We start from the raw sequence: 20809 nt of genomic DNA, 5'->3' as shown, positions 1-20809 counted from the left end.
CGTCGCGCGCGTTGAGGCCCGATCCGACAAATACTTGCGCTCGTTCACAAAGGTGTGCATACTTTTTCTACTCGTGTAGATCCATCCTGCGAGCGGAGGTGCGAAGGAGCATGATGAATGTGAGCGCTCGGAACCGAGTTGTCGTTTTCGGCTCGGCGAACCAGGATCAGATACTCGCCGTCGACGACTTCCCGGCGCCAGGGGAGACCATCATCGCGGCCTCTTCCCTCCGTGGCCTCGGCGGAAAGGGCGCCAATCAGGCCGTGGCCGCCGCGCGCGGCGGTGCGCACACACTCTTCGTGGGCGAGGTGGGTGATGACGAAGCCGGCGACGAGCTCGTAGCCAACCTCCGCGAGAACGGCATCGACACCGTTTGGCTGCAGCGCAGCGCAACGGAGCCGACCGGTTCGGCCGTGATTCTCGTAAACGCTGCCGGCGAGAATAAAATCGTCGTCTCGCCGGGAGCCAACTCGACACTGTCGTCGACGACTCTCGACTCCGCGCTGAGCACCGTGACTCGCGACGACGTGGTCGTCGTCCAATGCGAGATCCCCGCCGCGCAGGTCGAGCACGTGGTCCGCGACGCAGCTCGTACCGGCGCGCGGGCAATCCTCAACCTTGCGCCCTACACCCGCATCGACCCCGCGGTCTTCGCCTCGGTCGACCTCCTCGTGGTCAACGAGTCGGAGGCGCGGTCGCTGGTCGGATCACCCCCGGATCTCGCCGCCGCAGTAGTAGCGGTGGCCTCTTGCGCCTGTGTGCTGACCCTGGGTGAACGCGGCTCGATCTTCGCGACGCCCGATGCAGCGATGACCTTCGTTGACGCAGTCCTCGTCGAGGATGTCGTCGACACCACGGGTGCCGGCGACACGTACGTCGGCGCGCTCGCGGCCGCGGTAGCGCGCGGCGAACGCATACCTACGGCGATGGCGGCCGCTTCGCGCGCCGCGGCTCTGTCGGTCGCGACACTCGGCGCGCAACCGTCGTCCGCGGCCGCTCCGCTCCACCTCACCGCATCGAAAGGTTGACCATGCGTATCGCGCTCTCCAACGACCACGCAGGCTTCCTTCTGAAGCCAATCGTCGCGACCTACCTGCGATCGGCCGGCCACGAGGTGATCGACGTCGGTACCGAGGACGACACCCCCGTCGATTTTCCAGTGATGACGAAGCGGGTCACCGCGCTCGTCGTCTCCGGCGATGCCGAACGGGGGATCCTCGTCTGCGGAACCGGCGTCGGTGCGGCGATCGCCGCGAACAAGGTGCCCGGTATTCGAGCGGCCGTCATCCACGACACGTACGTCGCCCGGCAGGGCGTCGAGCACGACGACGTGAACGTCGCCTGTCTCGGAGCGTGGATTGTCGGACGCAAGATCGCCGAGGAGGTGGTCGGTGCGTTCCTCGACGCCCGATTCAGTGATGACCCGGACTTCCGCCGACGCGTCGCGCAGCTGGCCGACATGGAGTCCGGCACCGGTCGGTAGGTTCCGACACCGATCGTCAATACACGCTCGTACGGAAGTGGTCTACTCGTGTAGAACGTCTCCGGTTTTTTATTCCTCATCCACTCCGATGACATCCTGATCCGACTCAATGAAGAGGTAACCCACTGTGACCGAACGAGCCAGCACTGCAGCTTTAGCGGCGATCAAGCCGCTGCGATTCCGATTTGTCGCCGCCTACGGTGCGGGGACGGCCGGAGTGTCGTTCTTCATCATCCCGACGACGGCGATCCTGCTGTTCTACTTCACTGACGTCGCCGGGATCTCGCTGGCCGCGGCCGGAGTGATCCTGCTCCTGATGCGGGCTCTCGACGCCCTCGTCGACATCCCCCTCGGACTCATTATCGACCGGTGGAAGCCCGGTCGGCTCGGCAAGTTCCGACGCTGGCTGCTCATCGTCCCCGTGCCACTCCTCATCGTCTGCGTCGCGCTGTTCTCCATCCCGCAGGTGGGTGAGGCCGGAGCGATCGCATGGGCCGTCGCGGCTTACGCCCTGTTTGGTATCCTCTACAGCGCCCTCGATATCCCACTCGGTTCGATCGGTGCGTCGATGGCCGTGCTGCCGACCGACCGCACGAAGCTCGCCAGCGCGCGTTCCGTGACCATCCTCGGTGTGCAGACACTCATCACCGCGATCGTGTTGCCGATGCTGATCCCCGATCGTGATCTCCGGTCGGTCTTCACCGTGACGATCCTCATCCTGGGTACCATCGGCGTCGTACTCCTGGCTGTCGCTGCCTTCGGCACTCGCGAGAACGTGGTGCGCTCGGAGGAATCGGTCCGGATGAGGGACGGCCTTCGAATGCTCGTCAGCAATCGCCCGTTGCTGATCATCTCCCTCACCGCCTTTCTCTGCTTCACCGCAATGTCGCTGTTCAACGGCACGATGGTCTACTACCTGCGAGACGTGGCCGGCATGCTTCAGTTCGCTCCCGTCGTCTCGGTGATCTCGTTCTCGCTCACCATCGTGATGGCGTTCCTCGCACCGATCCTCGTGCGGCGGCTGGGCAAGCGGCGCACACTGCTCATCGCGACCACCACCACGCTGACCGGCACGATCGTGCTCTTCCTCGGCTCCGGTCTGCCTGTCGCATTCACCGGGATCGGTCTCTTCAACGGCGGCCTGGCCCTGATCATCGTGATGTGCTTCTCGATCCAAACCGACACCGTTGAATACGGCGAGTGGAAGACCGGCGTCCGAGCGGAGGGTGTCGCGTTCTCGATGTTCGCCTTCGTCACGAAATGGGCAGCGTCCATCGGAGGTGCACTCGGCGCCTTCGTCCTCGCCACCGGCGGCTACGTCGCCGGCGACGCGGGCCAGTCCGATTCCGCGCAGTGGGGCATCCGCGCGGCCTTCGCGGGAGTGCCGGCGCTTCTAATCCTGCTCGCCATCCTGCTGTTCACCCGGTACCCGCTGACCGACGCGCGATTCGCCGAGATGGCCCTCGAACTCGAAGGCCGCAAGTCCATGGGTCTGCCGCCTACCACCGTCGAGGCGACCAAGCTCGACGGCCGCCGGGTGGATGACCCATTTACCCGCTGAGCTGCCGCCCGCTCGACGCTGACGGCTTCTCCATTCCACACGACCGACCAGAAAGGCATCACCACGATGACACTCAGCATCGACCGCAAGAGGGAGATCCTCGACACCGTCTCCAAGCTCCGGGTCACGGATATCCGCGACGGACTGGATTGGGTAGGGCTGCACCACGTCGGAACTGTCGAGCCCGATATCCGGCCGCTCTGGCGCACCAAGGCCGCCGGCTTCGCGCACACCATGCGCCACCTGCCGACCCAGCAGAAGGTCCCGACGATGACTCCGCAGGAGTACACCGTGTGGGCCTACGAGTACTGGTACGGACAGGTATGGGACAACGACATGGCGCAGCTGATCGACGACACCACCTTCCTCGTCACCGACACCTGCAACACCCCCACGCCCGCCGTCGGCTCGATGGACTCCATGATCTGGGCAGCGATGGGCGCCAAGGGGCTCCTGACCAATGGCGGCGCCCGTGACACGGACGAGACCCTCGAAAGCAAGCACCTGCCGATCTGGTCGCGGTGGTGCGTGCAGCCGATGTACCAGGGGCGCGTCGAATGGGGCGGCCACAGCGTCCCTGTCGAGATCGGCGGGCAGATCGTGCGCCCGGGGGACCTAGTGGTCGCCGACGGCGACGGCGCGATCGTGGTGCCCATCGAAGTCGTCGACGACGTTTTGCAGTACGCGATCCAGGAGTCCGAGAACGACAAAACCGCGCGCGCCCTACTCTTCGACCGGCTGAACATCCCGCGAGGGCCGAGCACGGAGTCGGCATTCAATGTGGCGCCGCACCCGTATCCGCTCACGGCAGCGAAGCTCGAGGCGACCCTGGCCGGACGAGCACTCGCCCAGATCATCGCGGAGCGCTGAACCCGCGCTCGTCCACACGCGATGGCCGCTCTGCCGACGTAGGGCGGCCATCGCGTGTGGAGGATCGAAGAAGAAGTCGTCCCCGTCGACCTCGAAGTGCACGTGCCGGCCGACGAATGCGAACCCTGGTCCGAGCTCGCCATTGTCTACCGAGCCGCGGCTGTCCTCCACGCCGTCACCCTCTGGACCCGCACAGTGTCGGACACGCCCTAGCTGTGCTGGCGCGTCACCGCCTCGTCGACAGAGATGCGACCTGCTCCGGCGATGGTCAGCGCCAGCGCGCCGCCGATCAGTGCGAGAGGCAGCTCGTACCCGCCGTCGGCCGCGAAGATCCCGAACGGGAGGTGCACGAGGAAGGTGGCGACGAGCATGTCGAGGGCGAGCGCCAGTGCGGCGAAGCGGGTCGCGACTCCGACGAGGAGTGCGAGCCCGCCGAGGAGTTCGAGGAGTCCGACCAGCGGACCTGCGATGTCCGCGAGCGGAACGCCCATCTGAGCGAAGGAGCCGCTCGTGCCGACGAAGCCGTAGACGAAGACCTTCTGCGCTCCGTGCGCGAGGAAGACCGCGCCGACGGCGAGGCGGAGGACGAGCAGTGCGACCGACGGCGAGGACGGCAGGGGTCGCAGCCCTCTCCGGTTCGACGAGTGGTCGTCGGCGATGGTCCGGGGGGAGGTGTGAGCAGTCATGGGAGTGTCCTTGAGGGTCGACGGAGTAGTCGCCGCGCCGGGTGCGCGTGCGACGAGCGGAGCGCCCGGGCGCCTCCGCACCATCTCTGCGGTGCGTGACGAGCCCGGGCGGCCCTGAGAAGAGGGTCTGCTCAGTCCTGGGTCGCGTCTCGCGCGGTGAAGGTCGCGCTGACCGCGGCGGTGTCGCTGATGGTCGCGATGTTGGTCAGGGCGAAGTTCAGTGCAGCGTGCTGCCACTCGGCGCTGAGGCTCGAGGTCGCGTCGGCGGCGAGGGTGACGGTGTAGCCATGGTCGGCGGCGTCGCGGACGGTGTGCTCGACGGCCATGTTGGTCCAGGCGCCGGCGACGACGAGGTGCCGGACTCCGAGGTTGCGGAGCATGATGTCGAGCTCGGTGCCGTTGAAGACGCTCATCCGCGTGCGGTCGAGGACGATCTCGTCGGCCGCGGGCGCGAGCTCGTCGACGATCGCCGCGCCCCAGCTGCCGACCTTGAAGGTGTCGGGGGCGAGCATCTGGAAGATCGGGGCGTTGGCTCCGCCGAGGCCGGAGACCGGGTAAACGACGATGCGGCTCTGGAAGACGGGGACGCCGCCCGTGCGCGCGGCGTCGAGCAGGGTGCGCGAGTTGTCGATGACGTTCTGGCTCGCCGCGTGGGCGGCGGCGCCGAAGGAGGCGTAGGCGCCGTCGGCGTGGACGGTGTCGTTCTGCAGATCGATGAGGAGGAGGGCGGTGTCGGTCATGGAGAGTCTCTCGTTCTGCGGGTATGGGCAATAGATGGTTGCAGGTACAAGTAAAGCACGATCATCGTTCCTGTCGATCCGAGGCGAGCATCTTTCCGGCCGGATCCAGGCGGGTGAGCAGGGCGGCCGAGATCGTCGAAAGCTGTCTCATCTGCTCGGGTGTCAGTGCATCGACGACCATCGCGCGGACGTTCCCCAGGTGTCCGGGAGCCGTCTCGACGACTTTCCGCCAGCCCGACTCGGTCAGGGCGATGTTCGTCGCCCGCCGATCCTCCGGGCACGGGTACCGGCGCGCGAGCCCTCGCTCCTCCAGTCTGTTGATGACCTTGGAGAGCCGGGGCAGCGTGGAGTTCGTCCTCGCCGCCAGCGCGGACGCGCGGAGGACGCGGTCGGGGGCCTCGGACAGCATCGCGAGGGCGAAGTAGTCGAAGTGCGTCAGTCCGGCGTCCTGCGTCAGCTGCGAGTCGAGGGCGGCCGGGAGCAGCTCCAGGACCGCGGAGAACCGCACCCACGTCTCTCGTTCTTCAGTCGACAGCCAGTTCGGAGATCCCATGCGCCGATCCTAGCAAATGGTTGTACCTGCAACTTCTTTGAGCTAAGTTGGTTGTATCAGCAACCAATGACCTTCGAGGTCGAGAAGGAGCAGCACATGAGCACCGTCACCATCTTCGGAACCGGGAACATGGGAACCGCCATCGCCGGTGTCGTCACCGCCGCCGGCGCGTCCGTCCAGCACGTCGGCTCCGCCGACGACGCCACGATCACCGGCGACATCGTCGTGCTCGCCGTGCCGTACCCGGCCCTCGCCTCGATCGCCGAGAAGTACGCCGACCAGCTCGAAGGCCGGACCGTCGTCGACATCACCAACCCGCTCGACTTCGAGACCTTCGACTCCCTCGTCGTTCCCGCCGGGAGCTCCGCCGCGGCCGAGCTCGCGCAGGCCCTGCCCGCCTCGAAGGTGCTCAAGGCGTTCAACACCACCTTCGCCGGAACTCTGGCCGCCACGAAGGTCGGTCCCGTGGACACCACGGTGCTCGTCGCCGGTGACGACGTCGACGCCAAGGCCGCCCTGATCGACCTGGTCACCGCGGGTGGCGTGCGGGCGATCGACGCCGGCGCGCTCTCGCGCGCGCACGAGCTCGAGGCGCTCGGCTTCCTCCAGCTCACCCTCGCCGCCGGCGAGAAGATCAGCTGGACCGGCGGCTTCGGCGTCGTCTCCTGACCCGTCGTCCCGCAGTCGGACACCCCCGCTGACCGCCGACCGGTGGCGACAGCATCCCGTTCCCCTCAGAAAGCGCAGGACCATGACCACCGCGAGTGACGACCTCCTCTCCGCCGACACGTCGATGGGCGCGGTGACCCTCCGGGTCGGCGATCTCGAGACGATGTCCTCCTACTACTCGCAGGCCTTCGCCATGGAGGCGCTGGAGGAGGCCGGGCGCGGCCGGGAGGTCCACCGGGTCCTCGGCCGCGCCGGCACTCCGCTGGTGAAGCTCGTCCACACCCCGGATCTCCCCGGTGTCGACGCGCGGCAGGCCGGCCTGTTCCACACGGCCTTCCTCTTCGAGGACGCTCCGAGCCTCGCGGCGACCGTCTACCGCTCCGCGCAGCTGCCGAACAACCGCTTCATCGGGTCCAGCGACCATCACGTCAGCGAGGCGTTCTACTTCACCGACCCGGAGGGGAACGGCGTCGAGCTGTACACGGACCGCGACCGGTCGCTGTGGGCCCGTGACGCGGGAGAGATCCGTATCACGACCAGCTTCCTCGACCCGAACGAGTACCTCCGGAAGCACCTGACCCAGGCGGCGGTCGACGCAGGCCCCTCCCTGCCGGGACGGGTCGGTCACGTCCACCTGCAGGTCGGCGATCTCGCGACGGCGAAGGCGTTCTACGTCGATGCCCTCGGCTTCGAGACGACGCAGAGCGGGTACACCGGAGCGCTCTTCGCGTCGGCCGGCGGCTACCACCACCACGTCGCGATGAACGTGTGGAACAGCGGGGGAGCGGGGCCGCGCGCGGCGAGTCTCGGGCTCGGAGACGTCGCCGTGACCGCCGTCGGCTCCGAAGAGCTGGAGGCGCTGCAGAGCAGGCTGCGGGGTCACTCGATCCCCTTCGACTCCGACGGACGCTCCGTCGTCGTCCACGACCCCTGGGGCACGCGGATCACCGTCGCCCTCTCCGACATCAGCACCGAGGAGCTGCTCGCCCGATGACTCTCTCCATCCTGCAGGCCGAGCGCAGGCCCGGCACTGCGAACCAGACCCTCTCAGGACCGGCGGCAGTCGTGCTCCTGCACGGCTACGGCTCGAACGAGCGCGACCTTCCCGGTCTCGTCTCCGCCCTCGGCACGACCCTGCCCTGGGTCTCGCTCCGGGCGCCGATCGAGCTCGGCAACGGCGGAGCCGCGTGGTTCGCCATCACCACCCCCGGTGACCCGGCCGAGGCGCCCGTCGTCGACGCGACCGATGCGATCTGGTCCTGGATCGACGCGAACGTCGATCCGGACACGATGATCGTGCCGATCGGGTTCTCCCAGGGCGGGCTGATGGCCAGCCAGCTGCTGCGCACGCGCCCCGCGCGAGTGCTCGCTCCGGTGATCCTCGGCGGCTTCGTCCTGGGTGCGAAGCAGCCGGGCGACGACGTGCTGACCGATGTCCAGCCGGCCGTCTTCTGGGGGAGAGGATCCGACGATCGCGTGATCACGGGACCCGCTGTCGACCGCACCGCCGCGTTCCTCCCGAGGCACAGCACCCTCGTCGAGCGGATCTACCCGGGCCTCGCCCACAGCATCGATGCTCGCGAGATCGCCGATGTGCGCACCTTCCTCACCGCTGAGCTCGGCTCCGCGGCAGTCCCCGCCAGATGAGCGCCGCGAGCACGTTCGAGATCGGGGTCTTCACCTTCGGGGAGTTGACGAAGGACCGGGCGGGGAAGCCGATCGACCCCTCCCGGCGGATGCAGGACATCCTCGAATGGGCTCGCGTCGCTGACGAAGCAAGACTCGACCTCTTCGGCGTCGGCGAGCACCATCGCGAGGACTTCGCCGTCGCCTCGCCGCAGCTGATGCTGGCCGCGGTGGCCGCGCAGACCAGTCGGATCCGGCTGACGAGCATGGTCACCGTCCTCTCCAGCTCGGATCCCGTCCGGGTCTTCGAGGACTTCGCACAGCTCGACCAGCTCAGCGGCGGCCGCGCGGAGATCACCGCCGGCCGCGGAGCCTACGTCGAGTCGTTCCCCCTCTTCGGCCAGTCGCTCGATCGGTACGACGAGTACTTCGAGGACCGGCTCGATCTCCTCCTGCAGCTCCGCGCACAGAATCCCCTCACGTGGGCGGGGACGACCAGGCCGACCCTGCGTGATGCCGGGATCTGGCCGCGCCCCCTGCAGGACGAGCTTCCCGTGTGGATCGCCGTCGGCGGCACGCCGGAGTCGGTCGTCCGCGCTGCGACCAGGGGCCTTCCGCTGTACTTCGCGATCCTCGGCGACCCGGAGCGGTTCTCCGCGCTGGCCCGACTGCACGAGCGCGCCGCGGAGGAAGCGGGGCTGCCGCCCGGCCGCATCGGAGTGACCTCGCACTTCTACGCCGAGGCGACCTCGCAGGGCGCGCGGAACAGGTTCTTCCCGCACTACTCGTCCTACATCGGCCAGAACATGCCGCGCATCGGACACCTCGACCGCGCGGCTCTCGACGTCTGGGCGGGCCCGCGCGGTGCTCTCTTCGCCGGCAGCCCTGCGGAGATCATCGACAAGATCCTCTGGGAGCACGAGATCCTCGGACACACCCGTTTCCTCGCCCAGGTCGGCCTCGGCGGCCTCTCCCAGCGCGACACGCTGGCGTCGATCGAGCTGCTCGCCACCGAGGTGCTGCCCGCTGTCCGCGCTGCCCTGATCTCTCGTGCCTGAGCGGCTCTCGCGGTCGATCAGTTCGCGTCCTCCGGCACAGCGAGGTGCTCGGCCTCAGGAGAGTGCGGCGGAAGAGCAGCTCGCGCCCGGAGCGCCAGACTGGTCCGTCTTCGTCTGGACGCTCTTCCTCGCAGGCTTCGCCACCTTCGCCCTCCTCTTCGCACCCCAGGCCTTCCTGCCGGCGCTCTCCCAGCAGCTCGCCGTCGACGCGGATGCCGCCTCGATGACGGTCTCCGCGACCGCGCTCGGGGTCGCCGCCGGTGTCCTCGGCTGGGCCGGCCTCTCCAACCGCCTCGGCAGGCTGCGCACGATCCGCATCTCCCTCCTCCTCGCTCTGCTGCTCGCCGTCACCGTCCCCTTGCTCCCGAATCTGCCGAGCGTGGTCGCGGTCAGATTCGTCGAGGGCCTCGCACTCGGCGCAGCACCCGCAGTGGGCATGGCCCTGATCGCTGAACGGATCGACAGCCGATGGTCGGCGCACGTCGCAGGCACGTTCGTCGCTGGGAACACTCTCGGAGGCATCGTCGGCCGGCTCGCATCAGGGGCGGTCGCCGACGTCGGAGGCTGGCGCGCCGCCTTCTGGACGAGCGCGGGAACGGCCGCGGTGGCGATCGTGGCGCTCCTCGTCCTCTCCCGCCGCCTCGCCGATCATCGCCCCGCTGAGACGCCGCACGGAACGGGTCGGGCGCTCCTCGCGAATCTTCGTGATCCGCACATGCTGGCGCTGTATCTGCAGGGATTCCTGCTCATGGGCGCCTTCGGCGCCGTCTACAACGTCTTCGGCTACCGGGTCCAGGAACCGGACATCGGAGTACCGGCCTGGGCCGCCAGCGCCTTGTTCATCGTCTATCTCACAGGGTCCCTCGCCGCGCAGCGCTCGGGCGCTCTCGCCCGGAGGGCGGGCACCGTGCCGACGATGGTCGCGGGGAGCGTCGGCATGCTGCTCTCGCTGCCCATGATGGCGTCGGACATCCTGGCGTTGATGGTCGCGGGGCTCGTCCTCTTCACCGTCGGCTGCTTCACGACGCATCCTCTCGCGAGCGGCCTCAGCGGTCGCTCTGCCCGGATCGGCCGGCCGCAGAGCACCGCGCTCTACCAGATCGCCTGGCTCGGAGGCACGAGCCTCTTCGGTTGGCTCGGAGGTCTCGCATACGCGACGGCTGATTGGACGACGACCCTCGCCCTCGTCGCGGTCCTCTGCGCTGTCGCCGCACTTGCGGCCGTCCTCGGAGGGACAGTGTTCCGGCACCGCTCCCCACCGGTACTGACCGAGCGCTGAGGGGCAACCGCGCGATCCTCACCCTCGGTGGCCGGACCTATTCGTTCTCCCTCTCGGACCGGCCCGCAGCGTGACCGATCGCTGTCATCACCAGCGTGGCGTGCTGTTGGTCGAGCTCGGGGAGCACCTCGCGCAGATGCACCGAGAGGCCATCTGCGATCGATGCAGCGATCTCGAGGACACTGAGCAGGGAGGGTGTGAGACCCCACTGGTGATGCTCGATAGTCAACGCATCGACCGCCTCCGTGGCGCGATTGAAGTCAATGGTCCAGCCGCCGGATACCGAGTCCTGCAGAACCCACGGGTGGTCGTCTCTGACGAGATCGGCGTTGATGAGAAGTTCGACCGCTGCAGCGCGAGCGTCGTTGCCGACTGTCCCTGCTCTGAGCTGTCGGGTCTTGTCATCATCGAACATCAATGGCCGGTCCCAATCGTGTGCGGGCAGGAAGGCCCAGGTGGGTGCAGAAGAGCGCGTCTGAAGTGCTCGATAGTACGCCGACGGTCAGTGCACAGCCGGTCCTACGACTCCTCCGTCACCGAGGTGAGGAGGAAGACGCAGGACCGGCGTTCGCAGGGGGAGTGACTACATGCCGTCACTGAGCATGGCCTGCACCAGCTTCGTGTGGCGCTCGAAGTTCTGCTCGTTGTACTCGTTGTTGTAGTTCAACCCGTAGGGCCACATGTGGCCTCCGCCGCAGTTCAGCGTGGCGTTCGGGCCGTCCCAGGTCCGCAGCAGCGGCACGGCCGAGGCCCATCCGTTGTACTGGCAGTTCTGGTCGAACATGTACGCGGTGCCGACGCCGACGGTGTGCGACATCTCGTGCAGCGCCGTGCCCTCCTGCATGTAAGCCCTGTTCGAGCCGAAGCGGATGTCTCCGTTGATCGTCGCGTCGGCGGTCGTGACACCGGGGACGTAGGTGACGCGGAGCTGGCGGTCGATGTTGTTCAGACGGTTGTAACGGGCGACAGCGCGGTCCATCGCATCGGTGATCCGGGCGTAGGCGTCGAGCTCATCGGCGCTGGGGTTCGCGGAGCGAGCCAGCGTGTAGGTGATCTTCTGCACCGAGGGGTCGGTGATGCGCCAGCGCTGCGCAGTGTTGCCGTTGCAGGACCACTGCTGGATGAGGGCTCCGTCGACCTGGCCGAAGCCCGAGTTGTCGAGGCAGAGGGTGCTGTGGCGGTTGGCAATCTCTGCGTAGCCGTTGCCGACGTCCGAGATCCGCCACTGCTGGGCGGTGTTGGCATTGCAGGTCCACTGGCGGACCTCGGAGCCCGGGGTGGTGCCGAAGTTGAAGTTGTCGAGGCAGAGGTTGCTGTACTTGTTCTTGATCTCGGCCCAGCCGGTGCCCAGGTCGCGGATCTGCCACAGCTGGTTGGCCGACTCCCCGCAGCTCCACTGACGTACTTCGGCGCCGGGTTGCGTGTCGAAACCGTAGTCGTCTAGGCACATGCTGCTGAACTGGTTGCGGATCTCCTGGTTGGAGCCGGTGCCTATCGGAGTGACCGCGGCCGAGGCCGGCGTGGCGAGGCCAAGGGTGGTGAGGCCCACGATCACCGCCGCGGTCAGAGCGCCGAGCATTCGGCGCTTCGTGCTGGACATCGTTGTCCGGGACATGGGTGCCTTTCGTCTTTTCCGGGCCGTCCTGGAGATTCCGGGACGGCGAAGGTGATCTCGAGCCGCGCCTCGGACACCGGATTCGGTAACCGCGAGGGCGCAAGTTCTAGCCGTGTCGGGCGAGTGATCCCGCCTGGCAAGACCGGAGGTGTCGCTCTGTTCATCGTGTCCGACAATGAATGTTCACGTTAACATCTTCGTTCCTGTGATCATTCCGAGGACAGGGAGGGCTGTCAAGGACCGATCTTGGCGGAGGCCCTGATCCTAGATCGAGGGCGTTCTCGTGAACCTTCCCCGCCTCGCCGCGAGGCCGTCCAGTCGGGCCAGCGCGCCCTGCAGCACGTCAGCCGACTTCAGCAGCGCGCTCGCGGAGGCGGAGGCGCCCGACGGCACTCCGCCCCTGGCCCCCAGCGTGCGTCGCCGAACTGCTCATCGTTGCCGTGGACCTCGAGGGCGGTCCAAGCGCGGATGACGAGATGAGCGGTGGCGGGGGCTGAGCGGTACCGCCACGGCCGAGCAGCCGCCCTCAGCAGGTCCGGGCGGTGTACGCGACTGTCGCGGTCCGACTCGGCGCGGAGCCGACCGGTCCGACGGACGCGGTCGCCTCTCCGGCGGGCATGGACGCGAGGCGGGTGGAGAACGCCGAGGACGCACTGGCACCCGGAGCGACCTGAGCGAAGCTCTTGGACCCGTACGCCGAGGCGAGAGTGACCGCCATGGGAGCGCTGCCGGTGTTGGTGGTCGTGACGGTCAGGACGGCCTTTCCGGCCACGCACCGAGAAGACGCGATGGTCGTGCTCGGGAAGGCCGCGGTGGCCGCCGAGATCCGGACGGTGTCCCATATCAGGGCGGAGGTGTCGAAGGCGACCGCGATCCTGACGTCGGAGGACGCGGCGAAGGTCGACGGGACAGCCACCGAGCCCCTCTCGTTCGCGTCGAAGGCGACCGTGCCCAGGTCGACCGCCGAGCCGGTGCCGGTGAGCGCCCAGACGCGGCCGGTGGCTCCGGCATTCGTCTTCGCTCCGGCCGGATCGGCGGTAGCGGCGTTCAATGCCAGCGTGCTGCCGGCGGCGATGTCGTCGACGCCGATGAGCGTCGTCGACGCTCGCGCGGCCGACAACCCGGAGGCGGTCGGCGCCTCCTGGACGAGCTGCCACTCCTGAGCGTCGTCAGCCGCGGCGTCGGTCGACGCGTCGATGGAGGACGCCAGACGCACCTGGCCCCCCGCAGCGGTGCCGCTGAGGACGAGGCCGGTGTTCTTCGTGGACTGGATCTTCGTGTACCCCTCGGCCGACGGGACGAGGGTCCACAGTTTGTCCGGGCCGTTGTCGTCGACCCACTGGGCGAGGGGCTGCCCGGCGGCGGCAGTGCCGAACCAAATGCCGAGAGCCCGTCCACCCGCCTTGTTGAGGAAGGTGACATTCGAGCCCTTGCGCTGCACGTGCCAGCGCTGAGTGTCGTTGCCCGGGTTGTCCGTCCAGGTGATGATGTCCGGCTGGTCACCGGTGTAGATCGGGTCCTGCGTCTTGTCCTGCGCGGTACTGAGGACCTGGCCGGTCGCTCTGTTCACGAGCGAGTAGTAGGCGCCTTCCGAGTGGCCGAGATCGAGCGACGCGGTGCTGACCGGTCCCGTGCCCCAGGGAGCCTGCAGGATCTGGATGCGGCCGGTGCCCTCGACGTACTGAAGGTTGCGGCTGTATCCGCCGGGGACTGTGGTCTGGTACTGCTTCCAGGCCCCGTCGCTGCGCCCGGATTCGTTCACCCAGACGGCTCCGCTGCCGGCGGCGTTGTAGACGAGTGCACCGTCGGGGCGTCGGACCAGGACCGGGCTGCCGCCCTGGGCGAGTCGCTGTGAACCCGCTGCCACGGGAAGCTGCGAGATCGGCAGACCCTCCGCCCCGCCGACCGACCGGAAGTTCTGGGGGTCGTCCGCGACTTTGTAGCGGACGTTGTCGCCCCCGGCCCAGTACTCGTAGGTGAGGAGCCACTTACCGTCGGTGGTGGGGACGATGTTGGTCATGCCCGGGCGGCCGCCGCCGATCTTCGTCTTGCCGTCGTGGGTCTCCGTGAGCCCGGCGACGTCGACCACCGGTGCGGTCCAGGCGCCGACGCCGTCCCAGGTCGTGTGGGCCAGGATCTGCCCGCCCGAGTCCGCGGAGCCGGCGTCGGCAGTGTCGAATCGGGCGACGCCGGTCGTCGCGTCGTAGCCGAGGGCGTCCCTCTCGTCGGAGTAGAAGACGATCAGCTTCCCGTTCCGCATCATGAGGTAGGGCTCCCAGACCGGGTCCTGCCACACGGTGTCGCCGCTGACACCGGTGTAGGCGGTGGGGCTCGCCGCGACCTTGGTGATGAGGTCCCAGGATGCGCCGCTGTCCGTGCTGGCCCAGAGGACGATGGCGGACGCCAGGCGGTCGTTGTTCGTCGAGGTGCCCGGGGAGACGACCGTGGCGAGGACGACGGTGCCCTTCTTGTACGCGCCGAGGTCCTCGGGGAGCACGTAGAAGTACGGATTCGTCCAGTTGCTCGTGTAGGCCGAGTAGGCGGGGTCACTCGTGACGGCCGCCGGCGCTTGGAGGTCGGTCAGCTTCTGCCAGGTGTCGCCGTAGTCGTCGCTCTTGAAGATCGGCATGTCCTGCCCGATGACGGCGCCCTGACTGTCCTCGAAGGCGGCGAGGAGCCGCCCGCTGGGAAGCTGGGTCGACTTCGGGTAGAGGATGCACGGGCTCTTGTTGCACGAACCCGGATCAGTGGCCGTGTACAGCGGCGCCGACGACGGCTGGTAGGCCGAGGCGCTGACACCTCCTGTCAGCGCCATGCCCGCTACGAGAGCACCGGCCGCGATCGTCGAGATGCTCCACCTGACTGAGTTCTTCACGTTGCTCCTCCTTGAGCTCGGACCTCTATTCCATCGATGAGAGAGTCCACAGGACGACGGCGAGAAGGGAAAGAGTTTCCAACCGTCCTAGGCGCCGGCCTGGTGAGCCTTGCCTTCACTACCCGGTGAAGCCGGCCCGCAGCCTCGCGTGACGGACTCCCTGCTCGATGACGAACGAGCGCGGATCGATCTGCGTGACGCCGACGGCCTCGCGCAGGACGCAGTCTCGAGGCAGGACGAGGGTGACGCCGTCCGGCCGCAACCAGTCACCGCGGGTCGACAGCTCAAGGGTGAGATCGACATCGTCCGGCGTCCACGCCAAGCGGGTGACGGTCGCCGCTCCTCGCGCGGTCAGGCCGGTGATCGTGCCTGCCGGCCATTGAGAAGGGAGCGCGGGCAGCACACGCAGGGTGTCGCACGTGGACTGCAGCAGCATCGCGGCGACGACGGCGGGCAGAGCGCCGGAGGCGTCGAGGTTGAAGATCGCGCCGGCGTCGTGCGTCGTGCTGAGCGCAGGAGTAAAGTGGTCCCGGGCGAGCCACACCGCGCACTGGTGCGCTGATGGCGCGTCACCGAGAGTCGCTGCGGCCAGTCCGATCGAGGAGAGGCCGAATGCCATCTCCATGCGGCCAGGAGGTCCCGTTGGACTCTCGGCCCGCCACGCGATCTTCGCTCGGACCGTCTCGAGAGCCGCGGCGCGCAGGCCCTCGGCGTCGAACGCCTCGTCGGGGTCGTACCAGAGCCCGTAGAGCTGTGACACGTGCCGGTGAGCGATGTTCTCGGGCCACCGAGTCGACCATTCGGCGAGAGATCCGCCAGCGGCGACAGCGAACGGCGGCAGTCGGTCTCGCGCCGCGGACCACGTCGCAGCGCGATCCGGCTCGCCCCGGAGAGCGGCGAACCAAGCGCCCACCCGGTAGCCGTCGCGCACCGCGGCGATGTCCGCGGTGGCGTCGGTGACCAGGGGATTGTCGCTGCCGGCCGGGGTGTTCTCGGGCGAGTAGGAGGGCGAGAGGATCCCCTCCCCGTCATCGAGCACGCCGGTGGAGAAGTCGAGGATCTCGGTCGTGAGGTCCCAGGGCCAGTCGTCGAGGATCGTCCGGTCACCGGTGACCTGGATGTAGTCGGCTGCGAGCCGGAGGAACCAGGGCCCGTTCCCGAGCCAGAACTGGTGGGGGTAGTCGCGGAGGAAGTGGTTGGCGTGGCCGTGGGTGGTCATCCGGGCGGGTAGCAGCATCCCGTCCTGGCCGAAGACGCGTCGGGCATTGGATCGGTAGTGGTCCGGGTAGCGGCGGACGAGCCGGAAGAGCGAGGTCATCAGCTCCGGCGTGCCCGTCCAGAGGACGGCCGCGAGGGTTCCGAGCTGGACGTTGCCGTTCATCGTGTAGTCGGCCGACCACGCGGGCGCCCAAGTACCTTGCCAGACCCCCTGCAACGTCGGCGGCGAGGACGCCGTGGAGACCGCGATGTTGCGCCGTCCCGCCGAGTAGGCCAGCTCGAGTACTCGCAGCTCGGCCGATACCGCGCCCGCGACGGCCTCCGCCCAGATGCGCTCGATGGGTTCGTCAGCGCTCGTCGACCCGACGAGCATCAGCTGGGACGCGGTCAGGAGCGACGCGACGTCGAGCGCAGCGTGGTCTGACCCGGAACGGTGGCTGGTGGCGACGTCGATGCGGAGGCGACAGCCCGAGGCGGGCACGTCGACGCGCCAAGCGTTCTCACCGTCCGCCTCGCGGGGTGTCTCCGAGACGACGCGAGCGGAGGCACTCGCGCTGGTACCCGGTTCGAGTCCGAGCGCGTCGACGACGACTGTCAGCGCAGTCGCCGTCGCCTCGGTCCGAGTGCGGATCGTGTCGCTGTAGTTGACGGGCAGGACAGTCGTCGCGGTCGATCCCGCCTCCCGCACCGGCACGAGGCTCAGGCGGCCGGAGAGCGGCTCGTCCGACCAGAGCTCGACCTCGAGACCGGCGGTGCCGTGGCTCGTCGAGACGCGCAGGCCCGTCCGCGCACCGGAGGGGAGCCCCCAGGAGATCGCCGCGTCCCCGTCTGTCAGCGAGACGTCGCGGCGGTAGGAGCTCCAGCCGGCCTCGTCCGGCTCCCACTCGAGTTGAGCGATCGCTCCGAGCGGATCGGTCCAGATCAGCGTGTCGGGGTCCCAGCCCTGCTCGCGCAGGGCCTTCTCGACGAGGTCGGCGGCCGCCCCAGATTCCCCGTCGGCGAGGGCCCGGCGGATACCGAGGAGGACGGGCGCGAGGAGGGGAGCGGGGACACGGCTGTTGGCCGGCACGAAGAAGTCCTCGTGCGCGAGCGCGATCACGTGCCGCCGCGGGTCGCCGTAGAGGATCCCGCCGACGACTCCCGTTCCCGCGAGGAGGCCCTCCTCCCAGGACTCCGCGATCAGCGCGCTCCACACGCCCTTGCTCATCCGTTCGCGCTTCGGATGGACGAGCGAACTGCCGCGTAGGTCGTCATCTCGCGCCGGTGGTCCACGTAGCGCACCGGCCCGGTCAGCTCGACGGCGACGACGGGAGCAGCACCGGCCGCGTTCTCGGCGATGCTCAGCTCGATGAGGCCGGCATCGACGCGCCGACGTAACGCGCGGTCGGTGTAGGCGGTGAGATCGGCGTGCATCGTGAAGCTCACCTCGGCGCTCTCGCCTGCCTGCAGCAGGAGCCTGGTGAAGCCGATCAGCTGGCGCACGGGCCGGGTGACGTCGGCCTCGACATCGTGCAGGTACAGCTGCGGGACCGCGGTGCCCGCTCGCGTGCCGCGGTTCTCCACCGTCGTGGAGACGGTCACCGTTCCGTCGGTGGTGATCCTCTCGGCGTCCACCTGGAGCGGCCCGAAGACGAGGTCGGTGTAGGAGAGCCCGAATCCGAAGGGGAAGGCGGGGGTGGGGTCGATGTTGCTGATGCCTTCGCTGCGCAGGGCGAGCGGCGGCGCGAGGTAGGTGCCGGGCTGGGCGGAGGAGGCTCCGGGGATCTGCACCGGCAGCCGGCCACTCGGGTCGACTCGTCCTGTCAGGACGCCGGCGATGGCGGCCGCGCCTTCCTGGCCCGGGAAGAAGACCTGGAGCGCGGAGGTGGCCCGCTCGACGAGCGACCCGATCGCGTACGGGCGTCCCGAGAGCACGATGAGGATGCTCGTGCTGGCTGCCTCGAGAACCCGTTCCGTCAGCTCGTGCTGTGAGCCGGGGAGCTCGAGACCCAGCACGTCGCAGCCCTCGCCGGAGGTGCCGTGCCCGAACATGCCGGAGCGGTCCCCGACGACGACCATGGTGAGGTCTGCTTCGGCAGCGGCAGCCACGGCCGCTGGGATGTTCGCGGTGTCCTCGCCGATCACCGTTCCACCGGCGATGAAGGTCACTTCCGCGTTCGGGAAGGCCTCCCGGATGCCCTGCAGGACACTCGGTGCGCTGATGCCGAGGCCCGCCTCGGGGAAGTTGGGGAGCACGTGATTCGGGAAGGAGTAGCAGCCGAAGAGCCCGTGCGGGTCATCCGCCAGAGGGCCGATGACGGCGATGCTTCGCGGCTCGTCGCTCAGCGGAAGCAGCGCGTCGGTGTTGCGCAGGAGGACGACGGACTCCTCGGCCAGCCGTGCGGCGATGTCGCGGTTGCGGGTCGAGTCCAGATCGACGGAGTGGTCGCGCTCCGGCGTCCAGTCCTCGTCGAGGAGGCCGAGCTCGGCCTTCTGGGTGAGGATGCGGGTGGCGGCGGTGTCGATGAAGTCGACCCCGACTCTCTCCGCGAGCTCCTCAGTGTAGGACGCGGTGTGGGGAAGCTCGACGTCGATCCCGGCCGTCAACGACAGCGCACCCGCCGAGACCAGGCCGTCCGCGACGCGGTGCATGGTCTGGAGGAAGGGGGTCGCCCAGTAGTCCGAGACGACCGTGCCGGTGAACCCCCACTGATCCCGGAGCAGCCCGGTCAGCAGTTCCCGGTCGCTCGCCGTCGGGACGCCGTCGAGCTCGGTGTAGGAGTTCATGACCGAGCGCACGCCGGCGGCGACGACCGCCTTCTCGAACGGAGGGAGCATCACGTCCCGGAGCTCGCGCTGGCCGATCGAGACCGGAGCGTGGTTCCGGGCACCACGGGAGGCGGAGTATCCGACGAAGTGCTTCAGGGTGGCGATGATGCCCGCGGACTGGATGCCCCTGACATAGGCGGAGGCGAGTTCGGAGACGAGGTAGGGGTCCTCGCCGAGCGTCTCCTCCACTCGGCCCCAGCGGTAGTCGCGGACGACGTCGAGGACCGGAGCGAGACCCTGGTGCACACCCAGCGACGCCATGTCGGTGCCGATCGCCTCGCCCATCTCCTTCACGAGATCGGGATGGAACGTGGCCGCCCAGGCGAGCGGGGTGGGGTAGACGGTGGCCTTCCAGGCGGTCAGACCGGTGAGGCACTCCTCGTGCGCGATGGCGGGGATCCCGAAGCGGTTCGCGTCGACCACGCGGCGCTGCAGGCCGACGAGTCGCGCGATGCCCTCCGCGGGCTCGACGGGCGCGGTCCCGAACGGTCTGGTGATGTGACCGATGCCGTCGATGATCGCCTCCTCGAACGGAAGAGCCATCTCGTGGGTCTCCTGGAGCGGGGCGACGGCCTCCTCCAGGTCCTCGGAGCCGGGCCAGGTGCTGCCGATCTGCTGCAGCTTCTCGCGGAGGGTCATCTGCTGAACCAGTGACGCAGCGCGCTCCGCCGGGGTCGACGACGTGTCTTTCCAGAGCGGGAGTGCGTCGGTGGCGGGAGTGGTCATGACGGCCTTTCGGGGGAGTGCTCGGCGCGGTGCGCTGTGGAGGATCGGACCTCGAGATGCGTCGACAGCTCGACGCGCTTCGTGGTGATGTTCTCGCCTCGGGAGAGGCGCAGGAGAGTCGTGACGGCCGTTCGACCGATATCGGCGATGGGCTGGTGCACGGTGGTCAACGGCGGTGCGGAGATGCGCGCGATGAGGGTGTCGTCGAAGCCGACGACGCTGAGATCGTCGGGGACGGTGATGCAGAGCTGCCGTGCCGCCTCGAGCACCCCCATCGCTGATGCGTCGCTGCCCGCGAAGATCGCTGTCGGCGGGTTGTCGGACGATAGGAGGGTCCTCGCGGCGGCCAGTCCGTGCTCGTAGCTGTACGCCTCTCGGGGCACGCTGGTGAGGTCGACGTGGATGCCGGCCTCGGCCATGGCGGCGGCCCAGCCGTGTGCTCGGACGATGTCGCAGCTGGCCCGCGGTGGTCCGCCGATGTAGTCGATTCGACGGTGGCCGAGGTCGAGGAGGTGCTTCGTCGCCTCGTAGGCGCCGGCCCAGTTGGTGGCGCCGATGCTGTGGGTCGTCGTGCGGGGACTGTCGATCGGGTCGACGAGGACCATCGACAGTCCCGCGGCCCGGAGCGCGCGCTCGCGGGACGGCGAGTACGTGCTGGTCACCTCGATCACGCCCAGGCGCCCCGCTCGTGCCAGCGTGCTCGCCCATGCCGTAGGCGTGTCGGTGATCGCAGACTCGATGGAGCGGGTGAGGAGTCCGATCCCTAAGCTGCTGGCGACTTCGATCGCCCCGCCCAGGAAGGCGGCGAGGTAGGGATTGCTGACGTCCCGAGGCTCCACGAGCATCTCGATCGTCGACTCCCCGGCCAAGCTCGCCGCCCTCTGACGGTCTGCGAGAGCGACGAAGCCGAGCTGCTGAGCGGCGGCGTCGACACGATCCCGGGTCCCGTCACCGACTCCGGCGCGTCCGTTCATCACCTTCGACGCGGTCGACAGCGAGACGTTCGCGGCCTTCGCGACGTCCTGGAGAGTCACTTTGCGGG

18 protein-coding genes are annotated in these 20809 nt (G+C 68.4%); 9 read left to right on the top strand and 9 right to left on the bottom strand.

Annotated elements, in window-relative coordinates; genetic code table 11:
* Positions 1-110 precede the first annotated feature (110 nt).
* From MT353_RS15200 to MT353_RS15185, 4 genes are all read left to right on the top strand, one after another.
* Positions 111-1028 carry a ribokinase gene (locus MT353_RS15200; RefSeq protein WP_243625099.1) on the top strand — a complete coding sequence of 306 codons (918 nt, stop codon included), beginning with the start codon at positions 111-113 and terminating at the stop codon, positions 1026-1028.
* Between the two features lie 2 nt (positions 1029-1030).
* Complete coding sequence (locus MT353_RS15195; protein WP_243625098.1) at positions 1031-1483, top strand: RpiB/LacA/LacB family sugar-phosphate isomerase; 453 nt, start codon at positions 1031-1033, stop codon at positions 1481-1483.
* A 127-nt stretch (positions 1484-1610) separates the two neighbouring features.
* Positions 1611-3044, top strand: a complete 1434-nt coding sequence (locus tag MT353_RS15190) for a glycoside-pentoside-hexuronide (GPH):cation symporter (protein ID WP_243625097.1) — start codon at positions 1611-1613, stop codon at positions 3042-3044.
* 66 nt (positions 3045-3110) lie between these two features.
* Positions 3111-3914, top strand: a complete 804-nt coding sequence (locus tag MT353_RS15185) for an RraA family protein (protein ID WP_243625096.1) — start codon at positions 3111-3113, stop codon at positions 3912-3914.
* A 209-nt stretch (positions 3915-4123) separates the two neighbouring features.
* Here the strand turns inward: MT353_RS15185 and MT353_RS15180 are convergent, their stop codons facing one another.
* From MT353_RS15180 to MT353_RS15170, 3 genes are all read right to left on the bottom strand, one after another.
* Positions 4124-4600 (bottom strand): DoxX family protein, encoded by a 477-nt coding sequence (locus MT353_RS15180; RefSeq protein WP_243625095.1) that lies wholly within the window; start codon positions 4598-4600, stop codon positions 4124-4126.
* Positions 4601-4731: 131 nt separating this feature from the next.
* A complete protein-coding gene (locus MT353_RS15175; protein WP_243625094.1) occupies positions 4732-5340 on the bottom strand; it encodes an isochorismatase family cysteine hydrolase in 609 nt (202 codons plus the stop codon).
* A gap of 61 nt (positions 5341-5401) precedes the next feature.
* On the bottom strand, positions 5402-5893 hold the full coding sequence (locus MT353_RS15170; RefSeq protein WP_243625093.1) for a MarR family winged helix-turn-helix transcriptional regulator: 492 nt from the start codon (positions 5891-5893) through the stop codon (positions 5402-5404).
* 96 nt (positions 5894-5989) lie between these two features.
* Between MT353_RS15170 and MT353_RS15165 the strand changes: the two genes are divergently transcribed.
* From MT353_RS15165 to MT353_RS15145, 5 genes are all read left to right on the top strand, one after another.
* Positions 5990-6562 carry an NADPH-dependent F420 reductase gene (locus MT353_RS15165; protein WP_243625092.1) on the top strand — a complete coding sequence of 191 codons (573 nt, stop codon included), beginning with the start codon at positions 5990-5992 and terminating at the stop codon, positions 6560-6562.
* A gap of 82 nt (positions 6563-6644) precedes the next feature.
* Positions 6645-7556: a VOC family protein gene (locus tag MT353_RS15160; RefSeq protein ID WP_243625091.1), complete on the top strand. Its 912-nt coding sequence runs from the start codon at positions 6645-6647 to the stop codon at positions 7554-7556.
* A complete protein-coding gene (locus tag MT353_RS15155) occupies positions 7553-8209 on the top strand; it encodes an alpha/beta hydrolase (protein WP_243625090.1) in 657 nt (218 codons plus the stop codon). The genes MT353_RS15160 and MT353_RS15155 overlap by 4 nt, the downstream gene beginning before the upstream one ends.
* A complete protein-coding gene (locus MT353_RS15150; protein WP_243625089.1) occupies positions 8206-9246 on the top strand; it encodes an LLM class flavin-dependent oxidoreductase in 1041 nt (346 codons plus the stop codon). The genes MT353_RS15155 and MT353_RS15150 overlap by 4 nt, the downstream gene beginning before the upstream one ends.
* Entirely contained in the window at positions 9239-10525 is a 1287-nt protein-coding gene (locus MT353_RS15145) for an MFS transporter (RefSeq protein ID WP_243625088.1), read from the top strand. The genes MT353_RS15150 and MT353_RS15145 overlap by 8 nt, the downstream gene beginning before the upstream one ends.
* Before the next feature lie 37 nt (positions 10526-10562).
* Here the strand turns inward: MT353_RS15145 and MT353_RS15140 are convergent, their stop codons facing one another.
* From MT353_RS15140 to MT353_RS15115, 6 genes are all read right to left on the bottom strand, one after another.
* Positions 10563-10940: a hypothetical protein gene (locus tag MT353_RS15140; protein WP_243625087.1), complete on the bottom strand. Its 378-nt coding sequence runs from the start codon at positions 10938-10940 to the stop codon at positions 10563-10565.
* Between the two features lie 168 nt (positions 10941-11108).
* Positions 11109-12125 carry an RICIN domain-containing protein gene (locus MT353_RS15135; RefSeq protein ID WP_243625086.1) on the bottom strand — a complete coding sequence of 339 codons (1017 nt, stop codon included), beginning with the start codon at positions 12123-12125 and terminating at the stop codon, positions 11109-11111.
* Between the two features lie 541 nt (positions 12126-12666).
* Positions 12667-15015, bottom strand: coding sequence for an RICIN domain-containing protein (locus MT353_RS22015; RefSeq protein WP_243625085.1), 2349 nt, complete (start codon positions 15013-15015; stop codon positions 12667-12669).
* A gap of 118 nt (positions 15016-15133) precedes the next feature.
* A complete protein-coding gene (locus tag MT353_RS15125; RefSeq protein ID WP_243625084.1) occupies positions 15134-17440 on the bottom strand; it encodes a glycoside hydrolase N-terminal domain-containing protein in 2307 nt (768 codons plus the stop codon).
* Positions 17437-19767, bottom strand: coding sequence for a beta-glucosidase (locus MT353_RS15120; protein WP_243625083.1), 2331 nt, complete (start codon positions 19765-19767; stop codon positions 17437-17439). Before MT353_RS15120 ends, MT353_RS15125 begins: the two co-directional genes overlap by 4 nt.
* On the bottom strand, positions 19764-20801 hold the full coding sequence (locus MT353_RS15115) for a LacI family DNA-binding transcriptional regulator (RefSeq protein WP_243625082.1): 1038 nt from the start codon (positions 20799-20801) through the stop codon (positions 19764-19766). Before MT353_RS15115 ends, MT353_RS15120 begins: the two co-directional genes overlap by 4 nt.
* Between the last annotated feature and the right edge of the window lie 8 nt (positions 20802-20809).

It is taken from the genome of Rathayibacter sp. VKM Ac-2927, assembly GCF_022815525.1.
GTDB classification, from domain to species: Bacteria; Actinomycetota; Actinomycetes; order Actinomycetales; family Microbacteriaceae; genus Rathayibacter; species Rathayibacter festucae.
The sequence above is the reverse complement of the archived record's forward strand: the minus strand, read 5'-3'. Positions and strand labels throughout refer to the sequence as shown.

Excerpts from the sequence above, each read along its gene's own strand:
- MT353_RS15200 (WP_243625099.1), top strand. The coding sequence starts at position 111 with ATGATGAATGTGAGCGCTCGGAACCGAGTTGTCGTTTTCGGCTCGGCG.
- MT353_RS15195 (WP_243625098.1), top strand. The coding sequence starts at position 1,031 with ATGCGTATCGCGCTCTCCAACGACCACGCAGGCTTCCTTCTGAAGCCA.
- MT353_RS15185 (WP_243625096.1), top strand. The coding sequence starts at position 3,111 with ATGACACTCAGCATCGACCGCAAGAGGGAGATCCTCGACACCGTCTCC.
- MT353_RS15180 (WP_243625095.1), bottom strand. The coding sequence starts at position 4,600 with ATGACTGCTCACACCTCCCCCCGGACCATCGCCGACGACCACTCGTCG.
- MT353_RS15175 (WP_243625094.1), bottom strand. The coding sequence starts at position 5,340 with ATGACCGACACCGCCCTCCTCCTCATCGATCTGCAGAACGACACCGTC.
- MT353_RS15170 (WP_243625093.1), bottom strand. The coding sequence starts at position 5,893 with ATGGGATCTCCGAACTGGCTGTCGACTGAAGAACGAGAGACGTGGGTG.
- MT353_RS15165 (WP_243625092.1), top strand. The coding sequence starts at position 5,990 with ATGAGCACCGTCACCATCTTCGGAACCGGGAACATGGGAACCGCCATC.
- MT353_RS15160 (WP_243625091.1), top strand. The coding sequence starts at position 6,645 with ATGACCACCGCGAGTGACGACCTCCTCTCCGCCGACACGTCGATGGGC.
- MT353_RS15155 (WP_243625090.1), top strand. The coding sequence starts at position 7,553 with ATGACTCTCTCCATCCTGCAGGCCGAGCGCAGGCCCGGCACTGCGAAC.
- MT353_RS15150 (WP_243625089.1), top strand. The coding sequence starts at position 8,206 with ATGAGCGCCGCGAGCACGTTCGAGATCGGGGTCTTCACCTTCGGGGAG.
- MT353_RS15140 (WP_243625087.1), bottom strand. The coding sequence starts at position 10,940 with ATGTTCGATGATGACAAGACCCGACAGCTCAGAGCAGGGACAGTCGGC.
- MT353_RS15135 (WP_243625086.1), bottom strand. The coding sequence starts at position 12,125 with ATGTCCAGCACGAAGCGCCGAATGCTCGGCGCTCTGACCGCGGCGGTG.
- MT353_RS15125 (WP_243625084.1), bottom strand. The coding sequence starts at position 17,440 with ATGAGCAAGGGCGTGTGGAGCGCGCTGATCGCGGAGTCCTGGGAGGAG.
- MT353_RS15120 (WP_243625083.1), bottom strand. The coding sequence starts at position 19,767 with ATGACCACTCCCGCCACCGACGCACTCCCGCTCTGGAAAGACACGTCG.